Annotated in this window: 26 protein-coding genes; 16 read left to right on the top strand and 10 right to left on the bottom strand. The window is 71.2% G+C overall.

Going from position 1 to position 25,537, the window contains the following annotated elements:
* Positions 1 to 305: 305 nt before the first annotated feature.
* A complete protein-coding gene (locus AOQ53_RS34240) occupies positions 306 to 836 on the bottom strand; it encodes a PadR family transcriptional regulator (protein WP_059423291.1) in 531 nt (176 codons plus the stop codon).
* Between the two features lie 106 nt (positions 837 to 942).
* On the opposite strand from AOQ53_RS34240, the gene AOQ53_RS34235 reads away from it, so the two are divergent.
* On the top strand, positions 943 to 2,265 hold the full coding sequence (locus tag AOQ53_RS34235) for an MATE family efflux transporter (RefSeq protein ID WP_059423289.1): 1,323 nt from the start codon (positions 943 to 945) through the stop codon (positions 2,263 to 2,265).
* Here AOQ53_RS34235 and AOQ53_RS34230 read toward each other — a convergent pair.
* A complete protein-coding gene (locus AOQ53_RS34230) occupies positions 2,226 to 3,461 on the bottom strand; it encodes a glycosyltransferase family 87 protein (protein WP_059423288.1) in 1,236 nt (411 codons plus the stop codon). The two genes, AOQ53_RS34235 and AOQ53_RS34230, sit on opposite strands and share 40 nt — an antisense overlap.
* A 118-nt stretch (positions 3,462 to 3,579) precedes the next feature.
* On the opposite strand from AOQ53_RS34230, the gene AOQ53_RS34225 reads away from it, so the two are divergent.
* Both AOQ53_RS34225 and AOQ53_RS34220 read left to right on the top strand, forming a co-directional pair.
* Complete coding sequence (locus AOQ53_RS34225; protein ID WP_059423285.1) at positions 3,580 to 4,722, top strand: glycosyltransferase family 4 protein; 1,143 nt, start codon at positions 3,580 to 3,582, stop codon at positions 4,720 to 4,722.
* A gap of 116 nt (positions 4,723 to 4,838) precedes the next feature.
* The gene (locus tag AOQ53_RS34220) at positions 4,839 to 6,476 is read left to right on the top strand and encodes a GMC oxidoreductase (protein WP_456293501.1); all 1,638 of its coding nucleotides are present in this window, start codon (positions 4,839 to 4,841) and stop codon (positions 6,474 to 6,476) included.
* 20 nt (positions 6,477 to 6,496) lie between these two features.
* Here AOQ53_RS34220 and AOQ53_RS34215 read toward each other — a convergent pair whose 3' ends face one another.
* Positions 6,497 to 8,293, bottom strand: coding sequence for an AMP-dependent synthetase/ligase (locus AOQ53_RS34215; protein ID WP_059423281.1), 1,797 nt, complete (start codon positions 8,291 to 8,293; stop codon positions 6,497 to 6,499).
* Positions 8,294 to 8,590: 297 nt separating this feature from the next.
* On the opposite strand from AOQ53_RS34215, the gene AOQ53_RS34210 reads away from it, so the two are divergent.
* The 6 genes from AOQ53_RS34210 to AOQ53_RS34185 all read left to right on the top strand — a co-directional run bounded on the left by AOQ53_RS34210 (position 8,591) and on the right by AOQ53_RS34185 (position 13,755).
* Positions 8,591 to 9,388: a metallophosphoesterase family protein gene (locus AOQ53_RS34210; protein WP_059423279.1), complete on the top strand. Its 798-nt coding sequence runs from the start codon at positions 8,591 to 8,593 to the stop codon at positions 9,386 to 9,388.
* 109 nt (positions 9,389 to 9,497) lie between these two features.
* A complete protein-coding gene (locus tag AOQ53_RS34205) occupies positions 9,498 to 9,938 on the top strand; it encodes an SRPBCC family protein (protein ID WP_059423277.1) in 441 nt (146 codons plus the stop codon).
* Positions 9,939 to 10,078: 140 nt separating this feature from the next.
* On the top strand, positions 10,079 to 11,254 hold the full coding sequence (locus AOQ53_RS34200) for an ArsA family ATPase (RefSeq protein ID WP_059423275.1): 1,176 nt from the start codon (positions 10,079 to 10,081) through the stop codon (positions 11,252 to 11,254).
* Positions 11,255 to 11,298: 44 nt separating this feature from the next.
* Entirely contained in the window at positions 11,299 to 11,799 is a 501-nt protein-coding gene (locus AOQ53_RS34195) for a DUF5304 domain-containing protein (RefSeq protein WP_059423273.1), read from the top strand.
* A gap of 132 nt (positions 11,800 to 11,931) precedes the next feature.
* Entirely contained in the window at positions 11,932 to 12,885 is a 954-nt protein-coding gene (locus tag AOQ53_RS34190; RefSeq protein ID WP_020272969.1) for an ROK family glucokinase, read from the top strand.
* 108 nt (positions 12,886 to 12,993) lie between these two features.
* The gene (locus AOQ53_RS34185; protein WP_059423271.1) at positions 12,994 to 13,755 is read left to right on the top strand and encodes an endonuclease/exonuclease/phosphatase family protein; all 762 of its coding nucleotides are present in this window, start codon (positions 12,994 to 12,996) and stop codon (positions 13,753 to 13,755) included.
* On the opposite strand, the gene AOQ53_RS34180 is transcribed toward AOQ53_RS34185, so the two are convergent.
* Together AOQ53_RS34180 and AOQ53_RS34175 are read right to left on the bottom strand one after the other, a co-directional pair.
* Positions 13,752 to 14,393 (bottom strand): hypothetical protein, encoded by a 642-nt coding sequence (locus AOQ53_RS34180; protein WP_059423269.1) that lies wholly within the window; start codon positions 14,391 to 14,393, stop codon positions 13,752 to 13,754. The two genes, AOQ53_RS34185 and AOQ53_RS34180, sit on opposite strands and share 4 nt — an antisense overlap.
* Complete coding sequence (locus tag AOQ53_RS34175) at positions 14,386 to 15,183, bottom strand: alpha/beta hydrolase (protein WP_059423267.1); 798 nt, start codon at positions 15,181 to 15,183, stop codon at positions 14,386 to 14,388. Before AOQ53_RS34175 ends, AOQ53_RS34180 begins: the two co-directional genes overlap by 8 nt.
* Before the next feature lie 202 nt (positions 15,184 to 15,385).
* Between AOQ53_RS34175 and AOQ53_RS34170 the strand changes: the two genes are divergently transcribed.
* Genes AOQ53_RS34170 through AOQ53_RS34155 form a run of 4 tightly spaced genes read left to right on the top strand, consistent with a single transcriptional unit; the run spans position 15,386 to position 19,199 of the window.
* Positions 15,386 to 16,177 carry a lysophospholipid acyltransferase family protein gene (locus AOQ53_RS34170; protein ID WP_059423297.1) on the top strand — a complete coding sequence of 264 codons (792 nt, stop codon included), beginning with the start codon at positions 15,386 to 15,388 and terminating at the stop codon, positions 16,175 to 16,177.
* Between the two features lie 28 nt (positions 16,178 to 16,205).
* Positions 16,206 to 17,432: a MacS family sensor histidine kinase gene (gene macS, locus AOQ53_RS34165; RefSeq protein ID WP_059423295.1), complete on the top strand. Its 1,227-nt coding sequence runs from the start codon at positions 16,206 to 16,208 to the stop codon at positions 17,430 to 17,432.
* Positions 17,429 to 18,118: a response regulator gene (locus AOQ53_RS34160; RefSeq protein WP_059423265.1), complete on the top strand. Its 690-nt coding sequence runs from the start codon at positions 17,429 to 17,431 to the stop codon at positions 18,116 to 18,118. The genes macS and AOQ53_RS34160 overlap by 4 nt, the downstream gene beginning before the upstream one ends.
* 52 nt (positions 18,119 to 18,170) lie before the next feature.
* Positions 18,171 to 19,199, top strand: a complete 1,029-nt coding sequence (locus AOQ53_RS34155) for a 6-phosphofructokinase (RefSeq protein ID WP_059423263.1) — start codon at positions 18,171 to 18,173, stop codon at positions 19,197 to 19,199.
* 53 nt (positions 19,200 to 19,252) lie between these two features.
* Here the strand turns inward: AOQ53_RS34155 and AOQ53_RS34150 are convergent, their stop codons facing one another.
* Both AOQ53_RS34150 and AOQ53_RS48245 read right to left on the bottom strand, forming a co-directional pair.
* The gene (locus AOQ53_RS34150; RefSeq protein WP_059423261.1) at positions 19,253 to 21,115 is read right to left on the bottom strand and encodes an anthranilate synthase family protein; all 1,863 of its coding nucleotides are present in this window, start codon (positions 21,113 to 21,115) and stop codon (positions 19,253 to 19,255) included.
* Between the two features lie 114 nt (positions 21,116 to 21,229).
* Positions 21,230 to 21,286, bottom strand: a complete 57-nt coding sequence (locus tag AOQ53_RS48245) for a trp operon leader peptide (RefSeq protein WP_078602827.1) — start codon at positions 21,284 to 21,286, stop codon at positions 21,230 to 21,232.
* A 96-nt stretch (positions 21,287 to 21,382) separates the two neighbouring features.
* Here AOQ53_RS48245 and AOQ53_RS34145 point away from each other — a divergent pair, with 96 nt between their 5' ends.
* Together AOQ53_RS34145 and AOQ53_RS34140 are read left to right on the top strand one after the other, a co-directional pair.
* Positions 21,383 to 22,735 carry a class II 3-deoxy-7-phosphoheptulonate synthase gene (locus AOQ53_RS34145; RefSeq protein ID WP_059423259.1) on the top strand — a complete coding sequence of 451 codons (1,353 nt, stop codon included), beginning with the start codon at positions 21,383 to 21,385 and terminating at the stop codon, positions 22,733 to 22,735.
* A 149-nt stretch (positions 22,736 to 22,884) separates the two neighbouring features.
* The gene (locus AOQ53_RS34140; RefSeq protein WP_059423257.1) at positions 22,885 to 23,118 is read left to right on the top strand and encodes a (2Fe-2S)-binding protein; all 234 of its coding nucleotides are present in this window, start codon (positions 22,885 to 22,887) and stop codon (positions 23,116 to 23,118) included.
* Positions 23,119 to 23,128: 10 nt separating this feature from the next.
* On the opposite strand, the gene bfr is transcribed toward AOQ53_RS34140, so the two are convergent.
* Complete coding sequence (bfr, locus tag AOQ53_RS34135) at positions 23,129 to 23,605, bottom strand: bacterioferritin (protein ID WP_059423254.1); 477 nt, start codon at positions 23,603 to 23,605, stop codon at positions 23,129 to 23,131.
* A gap of 174 nt (positions 23,606 to 23,779) precedes the next feature.
* Here bfr and AOQ53_RS34130 point away from each other — a divergent pair, with 174 nt between their 5' ends.
* A complete protein-coding gene (locus AOQ53_RS34130; RefSeq protein WP_059423251.1) occupies positions 23,780 to 24,430 on the top strand; it encodes a sulfite oxidase-like oxidoreductase in 651 nt (216 codons plus the stop codon).
* Positions 24,431 to 24,443: 13 nt separating this feature from the next.
* Here the strand turns inward: AOQ53_RS34130 and AOQ53_RS34125 are convergent, their stop codons facing one another.
* Both AOQ53_RS34125 and AOQ53_RS46920 read right to left on the bottom strand, forming a co-directional pair.
* Positions 24,444 to 25,322, bottom strand: coding sequence for a deoxyribonuclease IV (locus AOQ53_RS34125; protein WP_059423249.1), 879 nt, complete (start codon positions 25,320 to 25,322; stop codon positions 24,444 to 24,446).
* 58 nt (positions 25,323 to 25,380) lie between these two features.
* A partial coding sequence (locus tag AOQ53_RS46920; RefSeq protein WP_236711911.1) for a PASTA domain-containing protein occupies positions 25,381 to 25,537 on the bottom strand: 157 nt, incomplete at its 5' end.

The raw sequence follows: 25,537 nt of genomic DNA, 5'->3' as shown, positions 1-25,537 counted from the left end.
CGGCTGGGCTGAGCGGGCTGGGGCGGGGTGGCCGTCGGTTTGCCTGGGCTGGTGGGGGTGTGGTGGGGCTGGATGGCTGCGGGTTCGTCTTGGCTGGGGTGTGGTGGGGCTGGATGGCTGCGGGTTCGTCTTGGCTGGTGGGGGTGTGGCGGACCCGGTCGCCCCGGGTTCGTCTTGGCTGATCGGGGCATGGTCGGACCGGATCGCCGCAAGCCGGCTCGGCCGACCGCGCCGCGGTGGGGCCGCTCGTGGGTTCGTCTCGGCCGATGGTGCCGTGGCCGGGCCGGACCGGACCGCCCCTGGCCTCATCCCGGCTGTTCGAGCAGTGCGATGGCCTCCCGCAGCCAGGCGCGTTCCGCCTCGCCCGTCGCTCGGGCGACCCGCAGCATGCCCTGGCGGAACAGGTCGTCCGCCTCCTCGGCGCGAACCGGCTTGCCGGACTCGTAGAAGAAGCTCGACGGCGTCTCAAGGAAATCCAGCCGGCGGCGCAGCACCGCGGCCTGCTCGTGCCGGTCGGGCAGGTGGCGCAGGAACGCCAGGACCGTGTTGAAGCGGACGTGGTCGGTGATCTCGGCCTGCTTCGGGTGGCGCAGCCGCTCCAGCAGTTCCTCACGGCCCTTGCCGGTGAGGGCGAGGATCCGGCGCGGGGCCGCGCTCGCGCCCGGCTCGGTGCGCTGGTCGAGCAGGCCCGCCCCGACCAGGCGGGTGATCGCCGGGTAGAGCGCGCCGTCGCTCACGGGCCGGACATGGCCGGTCAGCGCCTTGATCCGCTCCTTGAGCTCATAGCCGTGCAGCGGCTCCTCGGCCAGGAAGCCCAGGATCGACAGCTCCAGCATGGTCCTCCTTGCGGGTGCGTGAGCCCTCATGCTACCTCTTAACGAGCTACCTCGAATCGAGTTAGCTCGCATCGAGGTTCGCCAGGACCCCAGGGGGACAGTCACCGTGAACGCCCACCGCAGGCAACTCCTCCAGCTCGCCCGTCCCGTCTACTTCTCGCTCCTGGCGTCCGTCGCCGCGGGGATCATCAACACCGTCTGGGTCGCCCGGCTGGGCGGTCCGGCCGTGGCCGCCGTGGCCGTGGCGACCACCACGGAGAACGTGCTGCTCGGCATCGCCCTGGTCTTCGGTTCCGGCACGACCGTGCTGGTCGCACACGCCCGGGGCGCCCGTGACCCCGCCGGCGTACGGTCGGCCGTGCGCGGCGGCTGGGCGCTGTGGGCGCTGGTGACGCCCCTGGTGGTGGCGGGCGGTCTGCTCGGTCGCGAACCGCTGGCGCGGCTGGTGCTGGGCGGGGCCGACGGCGCCGCCCTCCCGCTCGCCGTCGCCTACTTCGCGCTCTCCATGCCCGGCATGGCCGTCTTCTTCGCCCAGCAACTCGTCGACGGCATCCTCAAGGGCACCGGCGACACCAGAACCCCGCTGCGACTCGCCCTGCTGTCCAACGGCCTGATCCTGGCCCTCGACCCGCTCCTCATCCACCTCTACGGCGTCCAGGGCGCCGCCGCCTCCACGGTGCTGTGCCGATCCGTGGCGCTCGGGGCCGGACTCGTCGCGGTCCGACGCAACGCACTGCTGCGGAGCGCCCGCGGCGCGGCGCCGGGTGAGTCCCTGGCCGTCTCCCTGCGCCGGACGCTGACGACCGGCCTGCCCATGTCCGCCGACTTCACCGTGCGACAGACGGGCGCCCTGGTCCTGGTCGCGATCGTGGCGCGGCTCGGGGTGACGGCGGTGGCCGCGTACTCGATCGCCTACAAGGTCATGTACGTGGCGACCATGGCCTTCTACGCCGTCCGCCAGGCCGCGTCCATCCACACCGCGCACACGCGGGGTGAGGGAAGGGACGCGCGGTGGGAGATCGGGCGGCAGGCCGTGCTGGTCTCCGGAGCGATCGGCCTTGCCGCGGCCGTACTGCTGGCCGTCACCGCCCCGTGGCTCATGGCCGCCTTCGGCGCCGGACCCGGGGTCGCGGGCGAGGGCGTGCTCTTCCTGCGCTGCGTCGGGCCCTATCTGCTGCTGATGGCCTGCCTCATCGCACTCGGCGGGGTCTTCGAGGGCGGCGGGGACGCCCCGAGGCTGCTGCGCGTGACCGTGCTCGGGACGGCGCTTCAGCTGCCGCTCGCGTACGGCCTGACGGGGCTCGGGCTGCCCGGCGTGTGCCTCGCGCTGGCGGTGGCGACGGCGGTGCAGTGCGGGCTGGCGGGGGTGCTGTTCCGGCGGACCCCGGCTCAGGTGGAGACCGGGGTCTCGTCGGTGCGGATGGGCTGAGCGGGCAGGGGAGCGGGGGCCGTGCGCGGCACCGTCGCCCGCCACAGGGCGCGGGCCGCGAGGAGCGCGGCGGCCACCAGGAGGCCGTTGCGCAGGAACAGCAAGGTCAGCCCGAGGCCGTCGCTGGCCACCACATTGGCGAAGTAGAGCGGGAACTCCAGCACCGTCACGAAACACGCCACCAGGACGAGCCCCACCGGCAGCCTCATCCGGCTCCCGGGGAAGTACAGGCAGACCGCTGCCAGCCCGACCAGCCACACCATGTACTGCGGGCTGATCACCCGGCTGGTGGTGGTGAACATCAGCACCGCCACGAAGGCCGCGTCGGCGACCGTGTGCTCCTCGAAGTGCCGGGCCAGCAGCCGCCACAGCACCAGCCAGCCCAAGGCCGCTCCCGTCAGGAACAGGGCGCCCGCGCTCACCTCGCTCACGTACGGCCCGAGGAACTCGATCGAGCCGTAGTTCAGCCGCACCTCACCCTCCCAGCCGAAGTGCCGGGCGACGTGGAAGACCAGCGCGCCCAGCGACTCCACCTCGGTGCCCCGGTCCCGCTGGAAGGTCAGGAAGGCGAACGCCCCCGGCATGGCCAGAGCGAACACGCCCGTCACCGCGATGCCCGTCACCACGGCCGACACCCAGGAGGCCCGTCGGCGGGCAGCCAGCAGGAGCATCACCGGCCAGACCTTCAGCAACGCCCCGAACGCGGCCAGCGCTCCCATCGTCCTGGGATGCCGGGCGCCCGCGAGCAGCGCCGCCACGGCCACCGCCGTGACCATCACGTCGTAGCGCGCGTACACCGTCGGGCCGAGCAGCGGCACGCCCGCCACCCACACCCAGGCGCCGCGCAGCGACCTGCCGGGACGCCGGCCGGCGTACGCCAGCAGCGCCAGGACGGCCAGGTCGGTGACGCAGACCAGCACGAAGAACGCGGTCGCGTAGGGCAGGAAGGGCAGCAGGCCGGGGGAGAGGATCGCCAGGGCGGCGGCGGGCGGGTACTGCCAGGTGACGTCGTCCCGAGGGAACGTTCCGGTGCGCAGGACGTCGTACCAGCCCTGGTAGATCACGGACACGTCGCTCGTCACGTCCGGGCCCGGGAAGACGTACACCTTCAGCACGAACAGCAGCAGCACCAGCCTCGTGAGACACCACGCCACCGGCAGACATGCCAGGGACCGCCTCGCGCCCGTCGTCCTCACCAGATCCCTGCCCGTCCGCGTGCCGTGTCGAGGAGGCCATGATGTCCCCGACAGCCGTGAGCGTGCCACACCTGCCGGCGCGTACGGCCGTGAGGGGCGGTTCGGTAGGGTCGGCGGCGTGCGCAAGACCCTGATCGTGACGAACGACTTCCCACCCCGGCCGGGCGGCATCCAGGCGTTTCTGCACAACATGGCGCTGCGGCTGGACCCGCAGCGGCTGGTCGTCTACGCGTCGACCTGGAAGCGGAGCCGGGAGGGCGTGGAGGCGACCGCCGCCTTCGACGCGGAGCAGCCCTTCACCGTGGTACGGGACCGTACGACCATGCTGCTGCCGACGCCGGGCGTCACCCGGCGGGCCGCCGGGCTGCTGCGGGAGCACGGGTGCACCTCGGTGTGGTTCGGGGCGGCGGCCCCCCTCGGCCTGATGGCGCCGGCGCTGCGGAGCGCGGGCGCCGAACGGCTGGTCGCCACCACGCACGGGCACGAGGCCGGGTGGGCGCAACTGCCCGCCGCCCGGCAGCTGCTGCGCCGGATCGGCGACTCCACGGACACGATCACCTACCTCGGCGAGTACACACGCTCCCGGATCGCCGGCGCGCTCAGCCAGCAGGCGGCCGCGCGGATGGCGCAGCTGCCGCCGGGCGTCGACGAGAAGACCTTCCACCCCGGTTCGGGCGGCGACGAGATCCGGGCGAGGCTCGGGCTGACGGACCGCCCGGTCGTGGTGTGCGTCTCCCGGCTGGTGCGGCGCAAGGGCCAGGACACCCTGATCCAGGCGATGCCCCGGATCCTGGCGGCCGAGCCGGACGCCGTGCTGCTGATCGTCGGGGGCGGCCCCTACGACAAGGACCTCCGCAGGCTGGCCCACGACACGGGTGTCGCCGGCTCCGTCCGCTTCACGGGCCCGGTGCCCTGGGCGGAGCTGCCCGCCCACTACGGCGCCGGCGACGTCTTCGCCATGCCCTGCCGCACCCGCCGCGGCGGCCTCGACGTCGAGGGCCTCGGCATCGTCTATCTGGAGGCCTCCGCGACGGGCCTCCCGGTCGTCGCCGGCGATTCGGGCGGCGCACCGGACGCGGTCCTCGACGGCGAGACGGGCTGGGTGGTCCGCGGCGGTTCTCCAGCGGAGGCAGCCGACCGCATCATCGCCCTCCTGGGAGACGCCGAGCTGCGCCGCAGGATGGGCGAGCGGGGCAGGGAATGGGTCGAGGAGAAGTGGCGCTGGGACCTGCTCGCGGAGCACCTGAAGAACCTGCTGTAGTGGTCTTTCAGGGGTGCGGGGAACTGCGCGACCAGCCACAAACCACCCGTACCCGCCCACGACGAATACGCGGCACCCCACTAGGCGGAACCGAATAATCCGCCCATGCTGCGCACATGACATCAAACCTGATACAGCGTCAACTGACAAGACGTCAAATCCTGGGCATGGCAGCCCTCCAGACCGCAGCCACCCTCGGCTTCACCCGCATCGGCCTCGACTCCGCCCGAGCCGCCCAGCCCGAAGCAGTCGACACCGCCCCCGCGATCGTCATCGGCTCCGGCTACGGCGGCGCCGTGGCCGCCCTCCGCCTCGCCCAGGCCGGCATCCGCACCCTCGTCCTGGAGATGGGCCGGCTCTGGAACACCCCCGGCGCAGACGGCAGGATCTTCTGCTCCACCCGCACTCCGGACCAGCGCTCCATGTGGTTCCGCACCCGTACCGAGGCACCCCTGGGCACCTTCCTCTGGCTGGACGTCGTCAACAGGGACATCGGCCGCTACCCGGGAGTCCTGGACCGCGTGCACTTCGCGCAGATGTCCGTGTACGTCGGCCGGGGCGTCGGCGGTGGTTCACTCGTCAACGGCGGCATGGCGGTCACGCCGCCCAGGGCCTACTTCGCCGAGCAGTTCCCCACCGTCGACGCCGACGAGATGTACGGCACGTACTTCCCGCGCGCCCGCGCCGCCCTCGGCGTGAACACCGTCGACCCGGCCTGGTTCGAGTCGACGGAGTGGTACCGCTTCACCCGCGTCTCCCGTCAGCACGCGGAGAAGACCGGACTGCGGACCACTTTCGTGCCGAACGTCTACGACTTCGGCCACATGACGCGCGAGGCGGCCGGCACCGCCCCGAAGTCGGCACTCGCCGGAGAGGTCATCTACGGCAACAACCACGGCAAGCGCAGCCTCGACAAGACCTATCTCGCCGCCGCGCTCGGCACCGGCCACGTCACGATCCACACCCTGGAGAAGGTTCGCGCGATCAGCCGGGCGCCGGACGGGAGCTACGTCCTGACCGCGGACCGCATCGACTCGACCGGCCGGGTCGTCGAGACCAAGGAGTACGGCTGCACGTACCTCTTCCTCGGCGGCGGCAGTCTCGGCACCACCGAACTGCTGCTGCGCGCCCGGGAGACGGGCACCCTGCCCGATCTCGACCCCGGTGTCGGCATCGGCTGGGGCACCAACGGCAACGTGATGCTCGGCCGGGCCAATCACCTGTGGGACACGGTCGGCGCGAACCAGTCGACCATGCCGGTCATGGGCATCGACGACTGGGCCAACGCCGCCAACCCCGTGTTCGCCGAGATCGCCCCGCTGCCGACCGGACTGGAGCACTGGGTGAGTCTCTATCTGGCGATCACCGGGAACCGGGAGCGGGCGTCCTTCACGTACGACACCGGGTCGGGCGGGGTACGGCTCGGCTGGACGGCCGCCCACAGCGCGGTCTCCGTCGCCATGGCCAAGAAGCTGTTCGACCGGATCAACGCGGCCAATTCGACGATCTACCGGCACGACCTGTTCGGATCGAGCAGCAAGGTCTTCGCCGACGACTTCACCTACCACCCGCTGGGCGGCTGCGTACTGGGCCGGGCGACGGACGACTACGGGCGTGTGAAGGGTTACCCCAGGCTCTACGTCACCGACGGCTCGCTCGTGCCCGGGTCGATCGGGGTCAACCCCTTCGTGACCATCACGGCCCTCGCCGAACGCACGATGGCGCGGGTCCTCGCCGAGGACACCGCGCCATGAACAGCCCGGGAAAAGCCCTGCTACTTGGCGTAGATCGCCTCGACCTCGTGCGCGTAGTCCTTCGCCACCACGTTCCGCTTCAGCTTCAGTGAGGGGGTCAGGTGGCCCGACTCCTCCGTGAACTGGGAGGACAGAATGCGGAACTTCCGCACCGATTCCGCCTTCGACACCGCGGCGTTGCCGTCGTCGACCGCGGCCTGGATCGCGGCCAGCAGGTCCGGGTCCTCGCACAGCGACGCCGCGGTGGAACCCGCCGGCTTGCCGTGGTCCGCGCACCAACGGCCCAGGAACTCCTCGTCGATGGTGATCAGCGCGCCCACGAACGGCCGCCCGTCGCCCACCACCATGCACTCAGCGACCAGGGCGTGCGCCCGGATGCGGTCCTCGATCACGGCCGGGGCGACGTTCTTGCCGCCCGCGGTGACGATGATCTCCTTCTTGCGGCCGGTGATCCTGAGGTAGCCGTCCTCGTCGAGGGTGCCGATGTCACCGGTGTGGAACCAGCCGTCGGCCAGCGCCTCCGCCGTCGCGCCGGGGTTGTTCCAGTACTCCTTGAACAGGTGCTCGCCGTGCAGCAGCACCTCGCCGTCGTCGGCGATCCGGACCACCGAGCCGGGCAGCGGCTGGCCGACCGTGCCGATCTTCTGCCGGTCCCAGGGGTTGAACGCGGTGGCCGCGCAGGACTCGGTCAGGCCGTAGCCCTCCAGGACCGTGAAGCCGATGCCGCGGAAGAAGTGGCCCAGGCGCTCGCCGAGCGGGGCGCCGCCGGAGATGGCGTACTCGCCCCGGCCGCCGAGGACCGCGCGGAGCTTGCTGTAGACGAGCTTGTCGAACGTCTTGTGCTTGATCCTCAGGCCGAGGGACGGGCCGGAGGGGGTGTCCAGTGCCTTGCTGTAGGCGATCGCCGTGTCGGCGGCCTTGTCGAAGATCTTGCCCTTGCCGTCGGCCTGGGCCTTGGCGCGCGCCGAGTTGTAGACCTTCTCGAAGACGCGCGGCACCCCGAGGATCAGGGTCGGGCGGAACGCGGCCAGCTCGTCGGTGAGGTTCTTGATGTCCGGGACGCAGCCCAGCTTGATCGGCGCCATCATCGGCGCGATCTGCACGAGGCGCCCGAAGACGTGCGCGAGCGGCAGGAAGAGCAGCACCGAGCACTCGCCCGTGCGGAACAGCGGACGCAGCCGCTCCACGATGTTGCCGCACTCCGCGAAGAAGCTGCGGTGGGTGAGCACACAGCCCTTGGGGCGGCCGGTCGTGCCCGAGGTGTAGACGATGGTCGCCGGGTCGTCGGCCTTGGCGATCGAGCTGCGCTCCTCGACCGTCTGGTCCGTGACGTCCTGCCCGAGCCGGCCCAGCTCGTCGATGCCGCCGCCCTCGATCTGCCACACGTGCTTGAGCGCCGGCAGATGGTCGCGCACCGACTCGACGGCGGCCGTGTGACCGCCCGACTCCACGATGCACGCGGTCGCGCCCGAGTCGCCGAGGATCCACTGGACCTGCTCCGGCGAACTGGTCTCGTACACCGGCACGGTCACCGCGCCCGCGCTCCAGATCGCGAAGTCCAGCAGCGTCCACTCGTAACGGGTGCGGGACATCAGGCCCACCCGGTCGCCCGGCTGGACGCCGGCGGCGATCAGCCCCTTCGCGGCCGTGCGCACCTCGGCGAGGAAGACGGTGGCCGTGACGTCCTGCCAGGTGCCGCCGATCTTGCGGGCGATGACGGCGACGTCCGGGTGCTGCGCGGCGTTTCTGCGGACGATGTCGGTCAGATTGCCGTCCGCAGGGACCTCGTACAAAGCCGGAAGGCTGAACTCGCGCAAGACTGCTGCTCCTCATAGGGCGCCGGCGCCACGACGTTGTGTGATGCGACGGTCCGGTCCAAGGCTCGGGCGGGTGCTCCGGCATTCACTTGTTGAAATGCAGAGCACGACTGGACTGCCCGGACGTTACCCGCCGGTATGGCTTCTACGACAGGGGGTCCCGTCGAGATGTTCGCTGCGTCACACAGTGGGGTATTCCTTCGCGCACAGTAGTCCACCTACTAACTGACTGGCCAGTAACCGCAGGTAGGGCCGCCGCTGTTCACAAGTGCAGCGCTCGGCCTACCCTTGATCGCCATGGCACCCACACCAGCCGGAATCCACAGGACGCGCGTGCACGTGGTCAGCGACGTGCACGGCAACGCCCGTGACCTGGCGAGGGCCGGCGAGGGCGCAGACGCCCTGATCTGCCTGGGCGACCTCGTCCTCTTCCTCGACTACGCCGACCACTCGCGCGGCATCTTCCCCGACCTGTTCGGCGTCGAGAACGCCGACCGCATCGTCGCGCTGCGCACCGCCCGCCGCTTCCAGGAGGCGCGGGAGTTCGGAGCCCGGCTGTGGGCCGGCGTCGGCGCGGACCGGTCCTCGGTGATCGAGAAGGCGGTGCGCAAGCAGTACGCCGAGATGTTCGCCGCGTTCCCCACCCCGACGTACGCGACCTACGGCAATGTCGACATGCCGCCCCTGTGGCAGGAGTACGCCGGCCCCGGCACGACCGTCCTCGACGGCGAGCGCGTCGAGATCGGCGGCTGGGTCTTCGGTTTCGTCGGCGGCGGCCTGCGCACCCCGATGCGGACGCCGTACGAGATCAGCGACGAGGAGTACGCGGCCAAGATTGAGGCCGTCGGCGAGGTCGACGTGCTGTGCACGCACATCCCGCCCGAGGTTCCCGAACTGGTCTACGACACCGTCGCGCGCCGCTTCGAGCGCGGCAGCCGGGCCCTGCTGGACGCCATCCGCCGCACCCGCCCCCGCTACTCCCTCTTCGGACACGTGCACCAGCCGCTGGTGCGGCGGATGCGGATCGGGGCAACCGAGTGTGTGAACGTGGGGCACTTCGCGGGGACCGGTACGCCGTGGGCGCTGGAATGGTGAGGACGTCCCAGGTCGGGTGAGATCGGCGGGTCCCGTGCGCGGTAGCCTTCACGCTGCACACTTGCGCACGACGACCTCATACCGGCCCGCATCTGGAGGAGCCACGGAGATGGCGGAACACACCAGCTCGAGCATCACCATCGAGGCGGCCCCGGCCGACGTCATGGCGGTCATCTCCGATTTCGCCCGCTACCCGGACTGGACCGGCGAGGTGAAGGAGGCCGAGGTACTCAAGACCGACGAGCAGGGCCGCGCCGAGCAGGTCCGGCTCGTCATGGACGCCGGTGCGATCAAGGACGACCAGGTCCTCGCGTACACGTGGACCGGCGAGAACGAGGTGTCCTGGACCCTCGTGAAGTCCCAGATGCTCCGCTCCCTGGACGGCACCTACCTTTTGAAGCCGGCGGGGGCAGGGGGTACGGAGGTCACCTACGCGCTCACCGTCGACGTCAAGATCCCCATGCTCGGCATGATCAAGCGCAAGGCGGAGAAGGTCATCATCGACAGGGCGCTGGCGGGTCTGAAGAAGCGCGTCGAATCGGGCAAGTAGTCGCGTGACCCGCGGGCAGTCGTGCCGCCTGGGGCGGCACGCGTGGGCGCGGGCGGCACCCCGCAGCGCCGGGTTGCGCCCCCGACCGTCGCCAGCACCAACGCCGGGTACCGGACAAGCGGCCGGTACCGTTCACCCCCATGCGCACCATCCTGATCACCGGCCCCGGCGGCAGCGGCCGTACCACCCTCGCGGCCGCGACCGCCCTGGCCGCGGCGGCGGAGGGCACCCGCACCCTCGTCCTCGGCGCCGACCGCACGGACACCCTCGGTGCCGCACTGGGGACTCGCACCGGACCTGAGCCGACGGAAGCCGCACCCCGTCTCACGGCCTGGCGCCCCGACCCCGCCCAGGACTTCCGGAAGGACCTCACCGCCTTCCAGGACCGCGCCTCCTCCGCCCTGGACCTCCTCGGCGCCTCCCGCCTCGACCCCGAGGAACTCACCCCGCTCCCCGGCGCCGAGGAACTCGCCCTCCTGCGCGCCCTGCGCGACGCCGCGCTGTCGGAGTCGTACGACCTGCTCGTCGTCGACCTGCCACCGGCCCCGCAGGCCCTCGCCCTGCTCGCCCTGCCCGAGGAGCTCCGCCGCTACCTGCGCCGCCTGCTCCCGCCCGAACGCCAGGCCGCCCGCGCCCTGCGCCCCGTACTGGGCCGGCTCGCCGGCGTGCCCATGCCCGCCGAGTGGCTGTACGAGACGGCCGCCCGCTGGGACCTGGAGCTGGCCGCCGTCGAGGCGGTCGTCGCCGACCGCGACACCGTCGTACGACTGGTCGCCGAGCCCGGCCCGGCCGGCGCCGACGCCCTCCGCGCAGCGGGCCTCGGCCTCGCCCTGCGCGGCCTGCGCACCGACGTCGTGGTCGCCAACCGCGTCCTGCCCGAGGCGTCCCCGGACACCTGGCTGGCCGGCCCGGTCGCCCAGCAGCGCAAGACACTGGAGGAGTGGCGGGAGTCGTACGACGTCCGGACCGTCGCCCACCTGGGACGCGACCCGGTCGGCGCCGACGACCTCGCCGGCCTCGCCGTGCCCGGCGTCGCCCCGGACGCCCCCGCCCCACCGGTCGATTGGCCGGTCACCGACCGGCTCGGCGAGGACGGCGTGCTCGTCTGGCACATCCCGCTGCCCGGCGCCGTACGCGAGGAGCTGGACCTCGTCCGGCGCGGCGACGAACTTCTCGTCACGGCGGGGCCTTTCCGCCGTATCGTTCCGCTGCCCTCCGCGCTGCGCCGCTGCACCGTCGACGGGGCCGCCCTGCGCGAGGGCGAGCTGCGCGTCCGCTTCGCGCCCGATCCGAAGCTGTGGCCGCGGACCCGGTGAGAGGGGGTAACGTCGTAGGGACGAACCGTAGTCAGGAGTCCGTCATGAGCGAAGAGCTCCCCCCGTCCGACGCCGCCCGTGAAGAGGCCGTCGACGAGGTGCGGGCGACCGACCCCGATGCCTGGGCGACCGCGTGCGCCGAGGACCTCGAGGCGGAGAAGGCCCGCCGCCGCGCCGAGCACGGCCCGCCCCCGGGCTCCGCGGCCGAGGAACTGAAGAAGCTCGTCGACGCCGTCGCGGACAAGCTGTCGGGGATCCAGTCCCCGCTGTTCGGCGCGGTCGCGGGACCCGCCGCCGAGCAGGTCGTCCGGCAGGTCGTCCAGCAGGCCAAGGCCGCCGTGGAACCCGTCATCGAACGCAACCCGGACGTGTTCGACCACTTGGCCGCCGCCGGGAACGAACTGCTCGCCGCCTACCGCTCCGCCGTCGAGGCCCAGGAGCGCCGCTGGACCGGCCGCGACGACCGGATCGACCCGCGTGACCTGGACGAACGCCATGACCGGGGCGACGACGGCGGTCCGGGGGAGCGCATCGACCTGGACTGAGCCCCCGCCCCCGGACGAGCCGCGACCGGCGTGCCGCCGCCGGTCCTGCCCAGCGTGCGGACGACAGCCGACCCGACGGCGTGCCTCGGGTACCGTTGGCCGTAGCGGGGCTCGACCGAAACTGAGGGATTCATGGGACTCACCATCGGCGTCGACATCGGCGGCACGAAGATCGCGGCCGGCGTGGTCGATGAGGAAGGCAACATCCTCTCGACCCACAAGGTGCCGACCCCGGGCACGCCTGAGGGCATCGTGGACGCCATCGCCTCGGCGGTGGAAGGCGCACGCGTCGGGCACGACATCGTCGGCGTGGGTATCGGCGCGGCCGGATATGTGAACCGGCAGCGTTCCGAGGTCTACTTCGCGCCCAACATCCACTGGCGCAACGAGCCGCTCAAGGAGAAGGTCGAGGCCCGCGTGGGCCTCCCGGTGGTCGTCGAGAACGACGCGAACGCCGCGGCGTGGGGCGAGTACAAGTTCGGCGCCGGCAAGGGCCACCGCAACGTCATCTGCATCACGCTCGGCACCGGCCTCGGCGGCGGCATCATCATCGGCAACAAGCTGCGCCGCGGGCACTTCGGCGTGGCCGCCGAGTTCGGCCACATCCGCATGGTGCCGGACGGCCTGCTGTGCGGCTGCGGCTCACAGGGCTGCTGGGAGCAGTACGCGTCGGGGCGGGCGCTGGTGAGGTACGCCAAGCAGCGCGCCAACGCCACCCCCGAGAACGCCGAGATCCTCCTCGGCCTCGGCAACGGCACGCCCGACGGCATCGAGGGCAAGCACATCTCCATGGCCGCCCGCCAGGGCGACCGCGTGGCCGTCGACTCCTACCGCGAACTGGCCCGCTGGGTCGGCGCGGGTCTCGCCGACCTCGCCTCCCTCTTCGACCCCTCCGCCTTCATCGTCGGCGGCGGCCTCTCCGACGAGGGCGAACTGGTCCTGGGCCCGATCCGCAAGTCCTACAAGCGCTGGCTGGTGGGCGGCAACTGGCGCCCGGTGGCCGAGGTCAGGGCCGCGGAACTGGGCAACAAGGCCGGCCTGGTGGGAGCAGCGGACCTGGCCAGGGAACCCGACCCGATCATGTAAACGCCATTCTTTGCTTTTGGGGGCGCGGGGAACTGCGCGAACGGCCACGCACCACCGGTACTCGCGTACGAACCCCGCGCCCCGAGCTATTGGGCGTAAATTGATCACATGCCCCTGCTCCCCAACTCCCGTACCGAACCCGACGGTTCCGCGGTCATCAGGGTCCTCAGCTACAACATCCGCTCCATGCGGGACGACACCACCGCCCTGGCCCGTGTCATCAAGGCCTGCGAGCCCGACCTGGTCCTCGTCCAAGAAGCCCCCCGCTTCTTCCGCTGGCGCAAGAAACTCGCCCGCCTCGCCCTCGCCTCCGACCTGGTCGTCGTCACCGGGGGCGCCACCACCACAGGGCCGGCGATCCTCAGCTCGCTCCGGGCGAGCGTCGAACGCACGGAGGACGTCCTCCTGCCCCACACCCCCGGCCTGCACCGCCGCGGCTTCGCCACGGCGGTCGTCCGCTTCGCCGGCACCCGCCTCGGCGTCCTGAGCTGTCACCTGTCGCTCCAGAAGGACGAGCGCTACGACCAGGCCGGCATGCTCCTTGACCGGCTCGCCGGCATGGGCGTGGAGCACGCGATCGCAGGCGGCGACCTGAACGAACGCCCCGACGGCCCCGCCTTCCGCCGGCTGGCCGGCACCCTGACCGACTGCCGGGCCGCGTCCCCGTGGGGCGGCGAGCACACCTGGACCCCCGCCGACCCCTACCAGCGCATCGACGCGGTCTTCGCGACCAAGGGCATCGAGGTGCTGGGCTGTGGGGTGCCGTTCGAGCACCCCGGAGTGACCGGCACAGACCTGAGGGCGGCCACGGACCACCTCCCGGTCCTGGCCGCCCTCAAAATTCCAGGCGCCCGAAACTCAGCCGTCTAGACGACCGCACCCCGCCCCGGGTCGTCGTCCTCCTCGTCGTCCGTCCGCATCCGCATCACCAGCGTCGCGAACCCGCCGACGAACCCGCCGATCCCCAGTGTGGCCAGCCACCACGTCATTTCCCAGCCGAGCAGCACGGCGAGCAGGAGCAGCACCGGCCCGCCCAGCACGCCGAGCCAGGCGAACTTCGCGGTGGGGTCGGCGGACGGCAGCGGGGGCGGCTCCGGCGGCACGAAATGCCCCTCGTCGTCCTCGTCGAAGTCGTCCTCGGTGGGCTCGGGCGCCGTGTAGTCGCGCGGGCCGACACCAGGTGCGAAGGAGACGGAGCCGCCCAGCGGTCCGGCAGTCTTGTCCGGCTTGTCGCCGGTGCTCTTCGGCTCCGGCCCGTCCGGCTCGCCGGGCTTCCCGGCCTCCGCGGGGGCCGACGCGGCGTCCCCGGCCGTGTCCACCCGGTCGTCGTTGGTCGGAGACTCCAGCAGCGCCAGGTCCTCGATCGACTTGAACGGCTTGGCGCCCGGCGGGTCCGGCGGCTCGTCGCCGTACCCGGCGACGATCGCCGCCCAGGCGGCCTCCTCGTCGAACGGGACGCCCTTCTCGTCCGGCTCGCGGCCCTCGCGGTCGGAGTCGTGCTCAGCCACCTGCGGTCGTCCCTTCCTTGCCGAGACCGGGCTCGTTGCCGAGGCCGGACGCGAGCCGGCCGATGAACGCGGTGCTCTCCGCGAAGATCCGGTCCGCGTCATGGTCCAACGTGGCGACGTGGTAGCTCTGTTCCAGGAGGACCTCTTTCACGTCGGTCGACGAGATGCGGCTGAGGATACGGGCCGAGTCGGCGGGCGGCACCACATGGTCCTGCGGGCTGCGCAGCAGCAGCACCGGCTGGGTGACCTGCGGCAGCTCGCCGTCGACGATCCGGAAGAACTGCCGCAGGGAGTGCGCCGCGTGCAGCGGCACCCGGTCGTAGCCGAGCTCCCTGCTGTCAGGCTTGGCGATGTCGCTGGCGATGCCCTTCGTCGCGGGGACGAGGTGGCGGACCACCGGCAGGGCGTGCGCGGCCAGGCCGTGCACCTTGTTCGCCGGGTTGACGACCACCACGCCGCTGACGGCGTCGCCGTGCTTCGCGGCCAGCCGCAGGGCCAGGGCGCCACCCATGGACAGACCGGCCACGAACACCTGCTCCCGGCGCTCGCACAGCAGGCGCAGCTCGCGGTCCACCTCCGCGTACCAGTCCTGCCAGCCGGTCATCCGCAGGTCCTCCCAGCGCGTGCCGTGCCCGGGCAGCAGCGGCAGCGAGACGGTCAGGCCGCGCGCGGCGAGATGCTCCGCCCAGGGGCGCAGCGACTGCGGTGAACCGGTGAAGCCGTGGCAGAGGAGCACGGCGGTCTCCCCGCCCTCGTGGCGAAATGGCTCGGCTCCGGCAAGGACCGGCACCTTCGGCCTCCTGGTCGTGAGAAGGGACTGACACGATCACGGATTGTCACGGAACGTCATGGCAGGGATCGCACGGCGTTCGCGGGACCTTCACCGTACGCGACGGCACTGACACCGACCAGGGCCGTCGGCGCCTTTGACAGCGCGCCGGGTTATGGTCTGATCGACACATACAGGAGGCACTCGGTTGTTGTACGGCGCGATGAAGGTCGCTGTTGGAGGACCGCTGAAGGTCGCTTTCAGGCCATGGGTGGAAGGCCTGGAGAACGTTCCCGCCGAGGGCCCCGCGATCCTGGCGAGCAACCACCTCTCCTTCTCGGACTCGTTCTTCCTGCCCGCGGTCCTGGACCGCAAGGTCACGTTCATCGCGAAGGCCGAGTACTTCACCACGCCCGGGGTGAAGGGCCGGCTGACGGCCGCCTTCTTCAAGGGAGTCGGGCAGCTTCCGGTGGACCGCTCCGGTGCGCGCGGCGCGGGTGAGGCCGCCATCAAGAGCGGCATCGAGGTGCTGGAGCGCGGCGAGCTGTTCGGTATCTACCCGGAAGGGACGCGCTCGCCCGACGGGCGGCTCTACCGCGGCAAGCCGGGCGGCCTCGCGCGCGTGGCGCTCGCGACCGGCGCGCCCGTCATCCCCGTCGCCATGATCGACACGGAGAAGATCCAGCCGCCCGGGAAGGTCATGCCGAAGCTGATGCGCCCCGGCATCCGGATCGGCAAGCCCCTGGACTTCAGCCGTTACCAGGGCATGGAGCACGACCGCTTCGTGCTGCGCGCGGTGACCGACGAGGTCATGTACGAGATCATGAAGCTCTCCGGCCAGGAGTACGTCGACATGTACGCGACGGCCATGAAGCGGCAGCTCACGGAGGCGGCGAAGGCGGAGAAGGAAGCCGAGAAGGCGGCGAAGGCCGCGCTCGCACGGGCGGAGAAGGAACAAGCGGAAAAGGGAAAGTCCGGGCAGGAAAAGCCGGAGCAGCGACGGACCGAGCCCTAGTCGGGGACTTGAGCCAGGGGTGGGGGAGATGGCCAAGCGCGAGCGAGTCCTGAGGATGTCGGTCGAGCAGCCGCTGTGGCGCGCGCTGACCGCCTACCGGGTGCTCACGATGCTGTACGCGGTCGGCCTGTTCGCCACCGCCTACGAGGAGTTCGTCCGGCCCTGGGTCGCCGTCGCCTACTACGCCGTGCTGGGCGTGTGGACTCTGGCCACACTGCCCCGGGTCGCGAACGCCGCCCGCTGCACCAAGCGGTTCCTCGCCGCCGACCTCACCGTCGCCATCACCGGCATCCTGCTCACGCCGGTCGCCGACGCGCACGAGCGGGTCCAGGCGGGCGGCCCCACGCTGCCGTCGATATGGACCGCCGGTGCCGTCCTCGCCTTCGCCATCAAGGGCGGCTGGCGCTGGGCGGCCCTCGCCTCCAGCCTCGTAGCCGTCGCCAACCTGATCGAGCGCGGCAGCCCGGCCCGCGACACCGTCCACAACGTCATCCTGGTCTGCATCGCCTCCATCGCCATCGGCTACGTGGTCGAGGTCGCCCGCGCCTCCGAGCGCACCCTCGCCCGCGCCCTGGAGATCGAGGCGGCGACGAGGGAGCGGGAGCGCCTCGCCCGCGACATCCACGACAGCGTGCTCCAGGTGCTGGCGATGGTGCAGCGGCGCGGTGCGGTGATCGGCGGCGAGGCGGCCGAGCTGGGCCGGATGGCCGGCGAGCAGGAGGTCGCCCTGCGCACCCTGGTCTCCGGCGGACTGGTGCCCGTATCCCGGGTCTCGGAGGACGCCGCCGAGGGAGCCGTCGTCCGGGCCGTCGACGAGCAGCCGGAGGAGAGCGGCCCCGTCGACCTGCGCGCCCTGCTCGCGCCGTACGCCGGCGCCAAGGTCAGCCTCGCCGAGCCCGGCGCGCCCGTGCCGCTGGCGCCGCTCGCCGCCCGGGAGGTGGCCGCCGCCGTCGGGGCGGCGCTGGACAACGTCCGCAAGCACGCCGGGGAGCAGGCGCGCGCGTGGATCCTCGTCGAGGACGAGCCGGACGAGGTGATCGTCACCGTACGGGACGACGGACCCGGCATCCCGGAGGGGCGGCTCGCCCAGGCCGAGGGCGAGGGGCGGCTCGGCGTCGCCCTGTCGATCCGCGGCCGGCTGCGCGACCTCGGCGGCAGCGCGGAGCTGATCTCGGTGCCGGGCCAGGGCACGGAGGTCGAGTTGAAGGTACCGAAGGACGTGACGAACGTACGGGGGAAGGCGGAGCGGCGATGACGGAGACCACGGAGGGCCGGCGGGACCCGATCAAGGTCATGGTGGTCGACGACCACCCCATGTGGCGCGACGCGGTCGCCCGCGACCTGGCCGAGTCGGGCTTCGAGGTGGTGGCCACCGCGGGCGACGGCGACCAGGCCGTGCGCCGCGCCAAGGCCGCCGCGCCCGAGGTGCTCGTGCTCGACCTGAACCTGCCCGGCAAGCCCGGCGTCCAGGTCTGCAAGGAGGTCGTCGCCGCCGACCCGGCGCTGCGCGTCCTGGTGCTCTCCGCGAGCGGGGAGCACGCCGACGTCCTGGAGGCGGTGAAGTCCGGCGCGACCGGTTATCTGCTGAAGTCGGCCTCCACCGAGGAACTCCAGGACGCGGTCCGCCGCACGGCCGTCGGAGACCCGGTCTTCACCCCCGGCCTCGCCGGGCTGGTCCTCGGCGAGTACCGCCGCCTGGCCTCCGAACCCGCCCCCGCCCAGGACACCGGCGAACCGAAGGCACCCCGGCTCACCGACCGCGAGACCGAGGTGCTGCGTCTCGTCGCCAAGGGCCTGAGCTACAAGCAGATCGCCGAACGCCTGGTCATCTCCCACCGCACGGTGCAGAACCACGTCCAGAACACCCTCGGCAAGCTCCAGTTGCACAACCGCGTCGAGCTGGTCAGGTATGCGATAGAACGCGGCCTCGACGACGAGTGAGACCCGCGCCACACTGACCCTTCGTCAGGCACCTGCTGCGAAGGGACATTCCATGCGGGTCGGAGTACTGACCGGAGGCGGCGACTGCCCCGGACTCAACGCCGTCATCCGGGCCATCGTCCGCAAGGGCGTGCAGGAGTACGGCTACGACTTCACCGGCTTCCGGGACGGCTGGCGAGGGCCCTTGGAAAACGACACCGTCCGTCTCGACATCCCCGCCGTGCGCGGCATCCTGCCCCGCGGCGGCACCATCCTCGGCTCCTCGCGGACCAACCCGCTGAAAGAGCGAAACGGCATCCGCCGCATCAAGGAGAACCTCGCCGAGCTGGAGGTCGAGGCGCTCATCGCCATCGGCGGCGAGGACACCCTGGGCGTGGCCGCCCGGCTGTCCGGCGAGTACGACGTGCCCTGTGTGGGCGTTCCGAAGACGATCGACAACGACCTGTCCGCCACCGACTACACCTTCGGCTTCGACACCGCGGTCGGCATCGCCACCGAGGCCATCGACCGGCTGCACACCACCGCCGAGTCCCACATGCGGGTCCTGGTCGTCGAGGTGATGGGCCGGCACGCCGGCTGGATCGCCCTCCACTCGGGCCTGGCCGGCGGCGCGAACGTCATCCTCATACCCGAGCAGCGCTTCGACGTCGAGCAGGTGTGCGCCTGGGTGACGTCCCGCTTCAGGGCGTCGTACGCGCCGATCGTCGTCGTCGCGGAGGGGGCCATGCCCAAGGACGGCGACATGGTCCTCAAGGACCAGTCGCTGGACTCCTTCGGGCACGTCCGCCTGTCCGGTGTCGGCGAGTGGCTCGCCAAGGAGATCGAGAAGCGCACGGGCAAGGAGGCCCGCACGACGGTCCTGGGCCATGTCCAGCGCGGCGGCACCCCCAGCGCCTTCGACCGCTGGCTCGCCACCCGCTTCGGACTGCACGCCATCGACTGCGTCCGCGACGGCGACTTCGGCACGATGGTCGCCCTGCGCGGCACGGACATCGTCCGCGTCCCCCTCGCGGACGCGACGGCCCGCCTGAAGACGGTGGACCCGAAGCTGTACGAGGAGGTCGGGGTGTTCTTCGGCTGACGGACCGTCCGGCTCGGACGCCGGTCGGGCCGCGCGGCCCGACCGGCCCCGTGCTACACCGAGGGCGTGCTCGTGCCCCGCAACTGCCCCACCAGGTCCCGCACGACCGCCGCGCCGTTGAGCGTGAGCACGGACTCCGGGTGGAACTGCACCCCCGCGAATCCGGACCCCCGCAGCGCGTGCACCTCCCCGTTCGCGGCGCGGCTGACCTCGACTCCGTGCGCGGCCAGCTCCGCCGCTTCCTCGTCGTCGCAGCGCGCCACGAAGCTGTTGTAGAAGCCGACGGTCTCCCGCCGCCCGAACAGCTCGATCTCCGTCTGCGCCCCCTGATACGGCACTTCCTTGCGTACGACGTCCAGACCCAGTTCGGTGGCGATCAGCTCGTGCCCGAGGCAGACGCCCAGGACGCCGTGCGGGTGCCTGCCGGTCACCTCGGCGGTCAGGGAGCGCAGGAACCGCATCTTCGGGTCCGCCAGATCTGACGGGTCACCCGGTCCGGGCCCCAGAACCACCGGTCCCTCGTGCGCGAGCACCGCCTTCCGCAGCCCCGGCTCGTCGTAGCGCCGCACGCTCACCTCCAGGCCGCCGGCGCGCAGCACGTGCGCGAGCATCGCCGTGAAGGTGTCCTCCCCGTCCACGACGAGGGCGTGCCCCTCCAGCTGGCCCGACCGCTCCTGCATCCGCAGCCAGAAGGGCGCGAGCGAGGCCCGGCGCCCGTCCAGCGCCGCCCGGACCCGGGGGTCGCCCGTGAGTGGCCGTACGGCCTGCGCGCGCGGCCGGGAAGGACGTACGCCCAAGGCGGCCAGCACTCCCGCCGCCTTCGCGTGCGTCTCCGCGACCTCGCCCGCAGGGTCGGATCCGCGCACCAGCGTGGCGCCCACCGGCACCCGCAGCCGGCCGCCGGTGTCGATGTCGGCGGTGCGGATGAGGATGGGGGAGTCGAGGGTCTGGGCACCGCCCGAGTCCCGCCCGAGGAGGGCCAGCGCACCGGCGTAGTACCCGCGCCCGCCGACCTCGTGCCGCTCGATGACCCGGCAGGCGTTCTGCACCGGCGAGCCCGTGACGGTCGCCGCGAACATGGTCTCCTTCAGCACCTCCCGCACGTCCAGCGAGGACTTCCCGCGCAGCTCGTACTCGGTGTGCGCGAGGTGTGCCATCTCCTTCAGCCGGGGTCCGACGACGACCCCGCCCATGTCGCCGACGGTGCACATCATCTTGAGCTCCTCGTCGACGACCATCGACAGCTCCTCGATCTCCTTGCCGTCGGCGAGGAAGTCCAGCAGGTGCTCGGGCGTCGGCCCCTCGGCGGGATAGCGGTACGTCCCGCTGATCGGGTTCATGACGACCGTGCCGCCGGACATCCGGACGTGCACCTCCGGGCTCGCCCCGACCAGCGTCCGGTCGCCGGTGTGCACGACGAACGTCCAGTACGCGCCCCGCTCGCCCTCCAGCAGCCGCCGGAACAGCGCGAGCGCGTCCGCCCGCCCGAACCCGGGGATCTCGCCCTCGTACGTCCGCCGGATGACGAAGTTCGCGCCCTCACCCCGGCCGATCTCCTCCCGCAACACGCGCCCGACGATCTCCCCGTACTCCTCGTCACCGATGTCGAAGCCACCGCCCTCGACGCGCACGTCGTGCGCCGGGAGCTGCTCCAGGGCGTCGGTGAGCGGAACGCCGTACGACTCCTCGGGCGTCAGCACCGACAGTGGAGTGCCGTCGTCGCGGACGTCGAAGCCGCGCTCGCGGATCTGCCGGAAAGGGACGAGCGCCAGACCCTCGTCGGGGAGGTCGGCGAGGCGGTCGTGCGTGGTGACCGGGCCGACGAGGACCTCGATCAGTCCCTGATCGTGGCCCGGGGTGCGGCGGCGCAGCAGGGCGAACGGGCGGGTGTCGTCCAGCAAGCCGAGCAGATTCATGGGTGCGTGCTCCTTCTCCGAGGATCCGGTGGGATTTCGGTGGAGAGGAACGACCCCGGGAAACGCCGAAGGCCGCCCCTCGGGCGGCCTTCGCGAAGTCTGTCGTACGCGCAGTCAGCGGGCCGCCGGATGAGCGGTCCACCACCAGGTCTGGATCGAGTGCGCGAACATGGCAGGGACCCTACCCCATGTCCGAGTCGTGTACCCCGTGTCTCAATTGCTGGGCATGGGTCAGGACGTCCGACACGACCCCGTAATGTTGAGGCCGTGACCGTGAACGCTAAGACCAGCGCGAGTGCTGGCAACACCTGGCGAGACCTGCCCGCGGCGCAGCAGCCCGAGTACCCCGACACCGAGGCTCTGCGCGCAGTCGTTGCGGACCTCGAGTCGTATCCGCCGCTCGTCTTCGCGGGCGAGTGCGACCAGCTGCGCGCCCGGATGGCGGCCGTCGCCAAGGGAGAGGCGTTCCTCCTCCAGGGCGGCGACTGCGCCGAGGCGTTCGACGCGGTGTCCGCGGACCAGATCCGCAACAAGCTCAAGACGCTGCTCCAGATGGGCGCCGTGCTGACGTACGCCGCGTCCGTGCCCGTGGTGAAGGTCGGCCGCATCGCCGGCCAGTACTCCAAGCCGCGCTCCAAGCCGACCGAGACCCGCGACGGGGTGACGCTGCCGACGTACCGGGGCGACTCCGTCAACGGCTTCGACTTCACCGAAGAGGCCCGCGTCCCGGACCCCGAGCGGCTGAAGCGGATGTACCACGCCTCGGCCTCCACGCTGAACCTGGTGCGCGCCTTCACCACCGGCGGCTACGCCGACCTGCGCCAGGTGCACGCCTGGAACCAGGACTTCGTGAAGTCGTCCCCCTCGGGGCAGCGCTACGAGCAGCTGGCGCGCGAGATCGACAACGCGCTCAACTTCATGCACGCCTGCGGGGCCGACCCGGAGGAGTTCAAGACGGTCGAGTTCTACTCCTCGCACGAGGCGCTGCTGCTCGACTACGAGTCGGCCCTGACCCGGGTCGACTCGCGCACCGGGCAGCTGTACGACGTGTCCGCGCACATGGTGTGGATCGGTGAGCGCACCCGGCAGCTGGACCACGCGCACATCGAGTTCGCCTCGCAGATCCGCAACCCGGTCGGCATCAAGCTGGGCCCGACGACCACGGCCGAGGAGGCGCTGCAGTACATCGAGCGCCTCGACCCCGAGCGTGAGCCGGGCCGGCTGACCTTCATCGTCCGCATGGGCGCCGACAAGGTGCGCGACAAGCTCCCCGAGCTGGTCGAGAAGGTCACCGCCTCCGGCGCGACCGTGGCCTGGATCACCGACCCGATGCACGGCAACACCTACGAGGCGGCCTCCGGCCACAAGACCCGCCGCTTCGACGACGTGCTCGACGAGGTCAAGGGCTTCTTCGAGGTCCACAAGGCGCTCGGCACCCACCCGGGCGGCATCCACGTGGAGCTGACCGGCGACGACGTCACCGAGTGCGTGGGCGGCGGCGACGAGATCTTCGTCGACGATCTGCACCAGCGCTACGAGACGGCCTGCGACCCGCGGCTCAACCGCAGCCAGTCGCTGGACCTGGCGTTCCTCGTGGCCGAGATGTACAGGGACCAGTAACGGGTTCGCCTGTTACCCCGACATCGACTGGGGCGCGGATCACATACGATCCGCGCCCCAGTCGACTTTTGCGTCTTCGACCCGGCGGGTAAGGTTAGGTTAGCCTCACCGATCAACGGGGACGGCGCCTTGGAACGACCTGTCGGGAGGTGGACCGCGTGTACGTGTGCAGTTGCTTCGGGATCACCGAGCAGCAGGTCAAGCAGCACGCGGACGGCGGCGCCTGTACCCCTCGGCAGATAGCGTCCGCATGCAAGGCGGGCACGGACTGCGGGTCGTGCGTACGCCGTATCCAAGCCATTCTGGGCAGGGGTTCGTGCCCTCGCCGTGAACTGGCCGACCGGGGCCAGCCGGTACTCGCGGAGCTGGAGGACGCCGCCTAGGGGTCTGACCCTAGCTCGGCTGCTCGATCTGCTGCGCGAGGTACAGCGCTTCACCCAGCTTCTCGATGAGCTCCAGTTGTGTGTCCAGGTAGTCGATGTGGTGCTCCTCGTCCTCCAGGATCGACTCGAAGAGGTTCGCGGACGTGATGTCGCCCTTGCTGCGCATCACCTCGATACCGCGCTTGAGGCGGTCGATCGCCTCGACCTCGACCTGGCGGTCGGCCTGGAACATCTCGGTGACCGTCTGGCCGACCCGTACGTGGAAGAGCCGCTGGTAGTTGGGCAGGCCGTCCAGCATGAGAATGCGTTCGGTGATCTTGTCCGCGTGCTTCATCTCGTCGATGGATTCTTCACGCGTGTACTTGGCGAGCTTGGTCCAGCCTTTGTTGTCCTGGATCCGGTAGTGCAGCCAGTACTGGTTGATCGCCGTCAGCTCGCCGGTCAGCTGCTCGTTCAGGAATTCGAGGACCTCGGGGTCGCCCTGCATCGCAGAGGCTCCTTCCACGCGGGGGAACTGGCAGGTTGCGCCGCATGATTCCACCGGCGGCGAAGATCGTCCAGTAAGTCTTCACTTACTAAGTAAGGGCATGCTTAGTTCGAATTGCCCCGTTTGGGGTGGCCCCGGTCGGGGGCATCACCCGAGGTCTGTCAGGATGGAGACATGGGTCAGCCGGTGGGACACGAATCGGGAGAAGGGCGTGATCCGGCAGGAGCGACGCAGCCCGGGCTTCCGCCGGGACAGCGGGTGCAGCGCGGCTGGCCGGTCACGCACTACGGGCCCGTCCCCAAGTTCCGGCCCGAGCGCTGGGAGTTCAGGGTCTTCGGCGCCACGGCGGACGGCGGCAAGCACTGCTGGACCCACGAGGAGTTCACGGCCCTGCCGTACACCACCGTCGTGGCCGATCTGCACTGCGTCACGAAGTTCAGCATGCTGGGCGTCGAGTGGGGCGGCATCCCCGCGCGCACGATCCTCGACATCGCGCCGCCCGCGGACGACGTCACCCATGTGATGGTGTGGGCCGAGTACGGATACAGCTCCAACGTCCGGCTGTCCGACTTCGCCTCCGAGCACACCCTGTTCGCCACCCACAAGGACGGCGAGCTGCTCACCGCCGAGCACGGCTTCCCGCTGCGTCTGATCGTGCCCCACCTGTACGCCTGGAAGGGCCCCAAGTGGGTGCGCGGCGTGGAGTACATGACCGCTGACCGGCGTGGTTTCTGGGAGGAGCGCGGCTACCACAACATCGGCGACCCCTGGCAGGAGCAGCGCTACTCGTACCAGGAGGAGCCCGGGGACGGCCCCGGCCTCTGAGCCTCTGCGACGTTCAGCAGTCGCGCAGTTTCTTCAGCCGCTCCACGTCCGCCGCGTGGCCTTCCTTGCCGCCCGGCGTCTCGATGATCAGCGGCACGCCCTCGGTCGCGGGGTGCGTCATCAGGGCCCGGAAGGGGTCCTCGCCGATGTGGCCCACGCCGATGTTCTCGTGCCGGTCCTTGTGAGCGCCCACCACGTCCTTTGAGTCATTGGCGTGGATCAGCTTCAGCCGGCCCTCGCCGACCGTGTCCACCAGCAGGTCCAGCGTCTGGTGCATGCCGCTGGGGCCGGTCAGGTCGTGCCCGGCGGCGAAGACATGGCAGGTGTCCAGGCACACGCCCAGCATCGGATGGGCGTCCAGCGCCTCGAAGTACGGGCCGAAGTCCCACGTCCGTGAGCACAGGGAGGCGCCCTGGCCGGCGGTCGACTCCAGCAGCAGATACGGGTCGTCGTCGTGGGTCAGCTCGTCGAGCAGCGGCAGCAGATGCTCCCGTACCTGCTTCAGCGCCACCGACCGCTCCCGGCCGCCGGTCGCGCTGCCGGTGTGCACCACCACGCCCAGCGCCCCGATCGCCCGCCCGCGGCGCAGCGAGTGCCGCAGCGACTCCACCGACCGCTCCACGGTCGCCTCGGTGTGCGAGCCGAAGTTGATCAGATAGGGGGCGTGGACGTACGCCGGGATCGACTCGGCCTCGCACGCGGCGCGGAACGCCTCGTCCTGCTTCGGATTGCCGGCCGGAGTGGCCCAGCCGCGCGGGTTGGCGACGAAGACCTGTACGGACTCGGCCTTCAGGTCACGGGCGTAGGACAGGCCGACGGAGTGGAGCCCACCGGCCACGGGGACGTGGCCGCCCACGGGGTTGCGGGACGGGCCGGACAGCTGATTGTTCACCCGTTCAGGGTGTCATGCGCCCGGCCTTGCCCTGCCCATGGGCTCCTGCCCACCCCCGTCACCGGATCTTGATGGTGATCGTCGAGCCCTTGGGCGCGGTCTCCCCGCCCTCCACGGACTGGCCCTTCACCGTGTCGCCGAACAGGCCGAGCAGTCCTCGGTCCTCGTCGACCTGGAACCCGGCGCTCTCCAGCTCCCGCGTGGCGTCGCCGACG

This window comes from Streptomyces azureus (assembly GCF_001270025.1).
In the GTDB taxonomy this organism is placed as follows: Bacteria; Actinomycetota; Actinomycetes; order Streptomycetales; family Streptomycetaceae; genus Streptomyces; species Streptomyces azureus.
The sequence above is the reverse complement of the archived record's forward strand: the minus strand, read 5'-3'. Positions and strand labels throughout refer to the sequence as shown.

Bases quoted from the DNA above. Each gene is read 5' to 3' on its own strand.
- AOQ53_RS34210 (WP_059423279.1), top strand. From the start codon at position 8,591: ATGGCACCCACACCAGCCGGAATCCACAGGACGCGCGTGCACGTGGTC.
- AOQ53_RS34200 (WP_059423275.1), top strand. From the start codon at position 10,079: ATGCGCACCATCCTGATCACCGGCCCCGGCGGCAGCGGCCGTACCACC.
- macS (WP_059423295.1), top strand. From the start codon at position 16,206: ATGGCCAAGCGCGAGCGAGTCCTGAGGATGTCGGTCGAGCAGCCGCTG.
- AOQ53_RS34130 (WP_059423251.1), top strand. From the start codon at position 23,780: ATGGGTCAGCCGGTGGGACACGAATCGGGAGAAGGGCGTGATCCGGCA.
- AOQ53_RS34195 (WP_059423273.1), top strand. From the start codon at position 11,299: ATGAGCGAAGAGCTCCCCCCGTCCGACGCCGCCCGTGAAGAGGCCGTC.
- AOQ53_RS34160 (WP_059423265.1), top strand. From the start codon at position 17,429: ATGACGGAGACCACGGAGGGCCGGCGGGACCCGATCAAGGTCATGGTG.
- AOQ53_RS34220 (WP_456293501.1), top strand. From the start codon at position 4,839: ATGACATCAAACCTGATACAGCGTCAACTGACAAGACGTCAAATCCTG.
- AOQ53_RS34170 (WP_059423297.1), top strand. From the start codon at position 15,386: ATGAAGGTCGCTGTTGGAGGACCGCTGAAGGTCGCTTTCAGGCCATGG.
- bfr (WP_059423254.1), bottom strand. From the start codon at position 23,605: ATGCAGGGCGACCCCGAGGTCCTCGAATTCCTGAACGAGCAGCTGACC.
- AOQ53_RS34240 (WP_059423291.1), bottom strand. From the start codon at position 836: ATGCTGGAGCTGTCGATCCTGGGCTTCCTGGCCGAGGAGCCGCTGCAC.
- AOQ53_RS34155 (WP_059423263.1), top strand. From the start codon at position 18,171: ATGCGGGTCGGAGTACTGACCGGAGGCGGCGACTGCCCCGGACTCAAC.
- AOQ53_RS34185 (WP_059423271.1), top strand. From the start codon at position 12,994: ATGCCCCTGCTCCCCAACTCCCGTACCGAACCCGACGGTTCCGCGGTC.
- AOQ53_RS34190 (WP_020272969.1), top strand. From the start codon at position 11,932: ATGGGACTCACCATCGGCGTCGACATCGGCGGCACGAAGATCGCGGCC.
- AOQ53_RS34205 (WP_059423277.1), top strand. From the start codon at position 9,498: ATGGCGGAACACACCAGCTCGAGCATCACCATCGAGGCGGCCCCGGCC.
- AOQ53_RS34150 (WP_059423261.1), bottom strand. From the start codon at position 21,115: ATGAATCTGCTCGGCTTGCTGGACGACACCCGCCCGTTCGCCCTGCTG.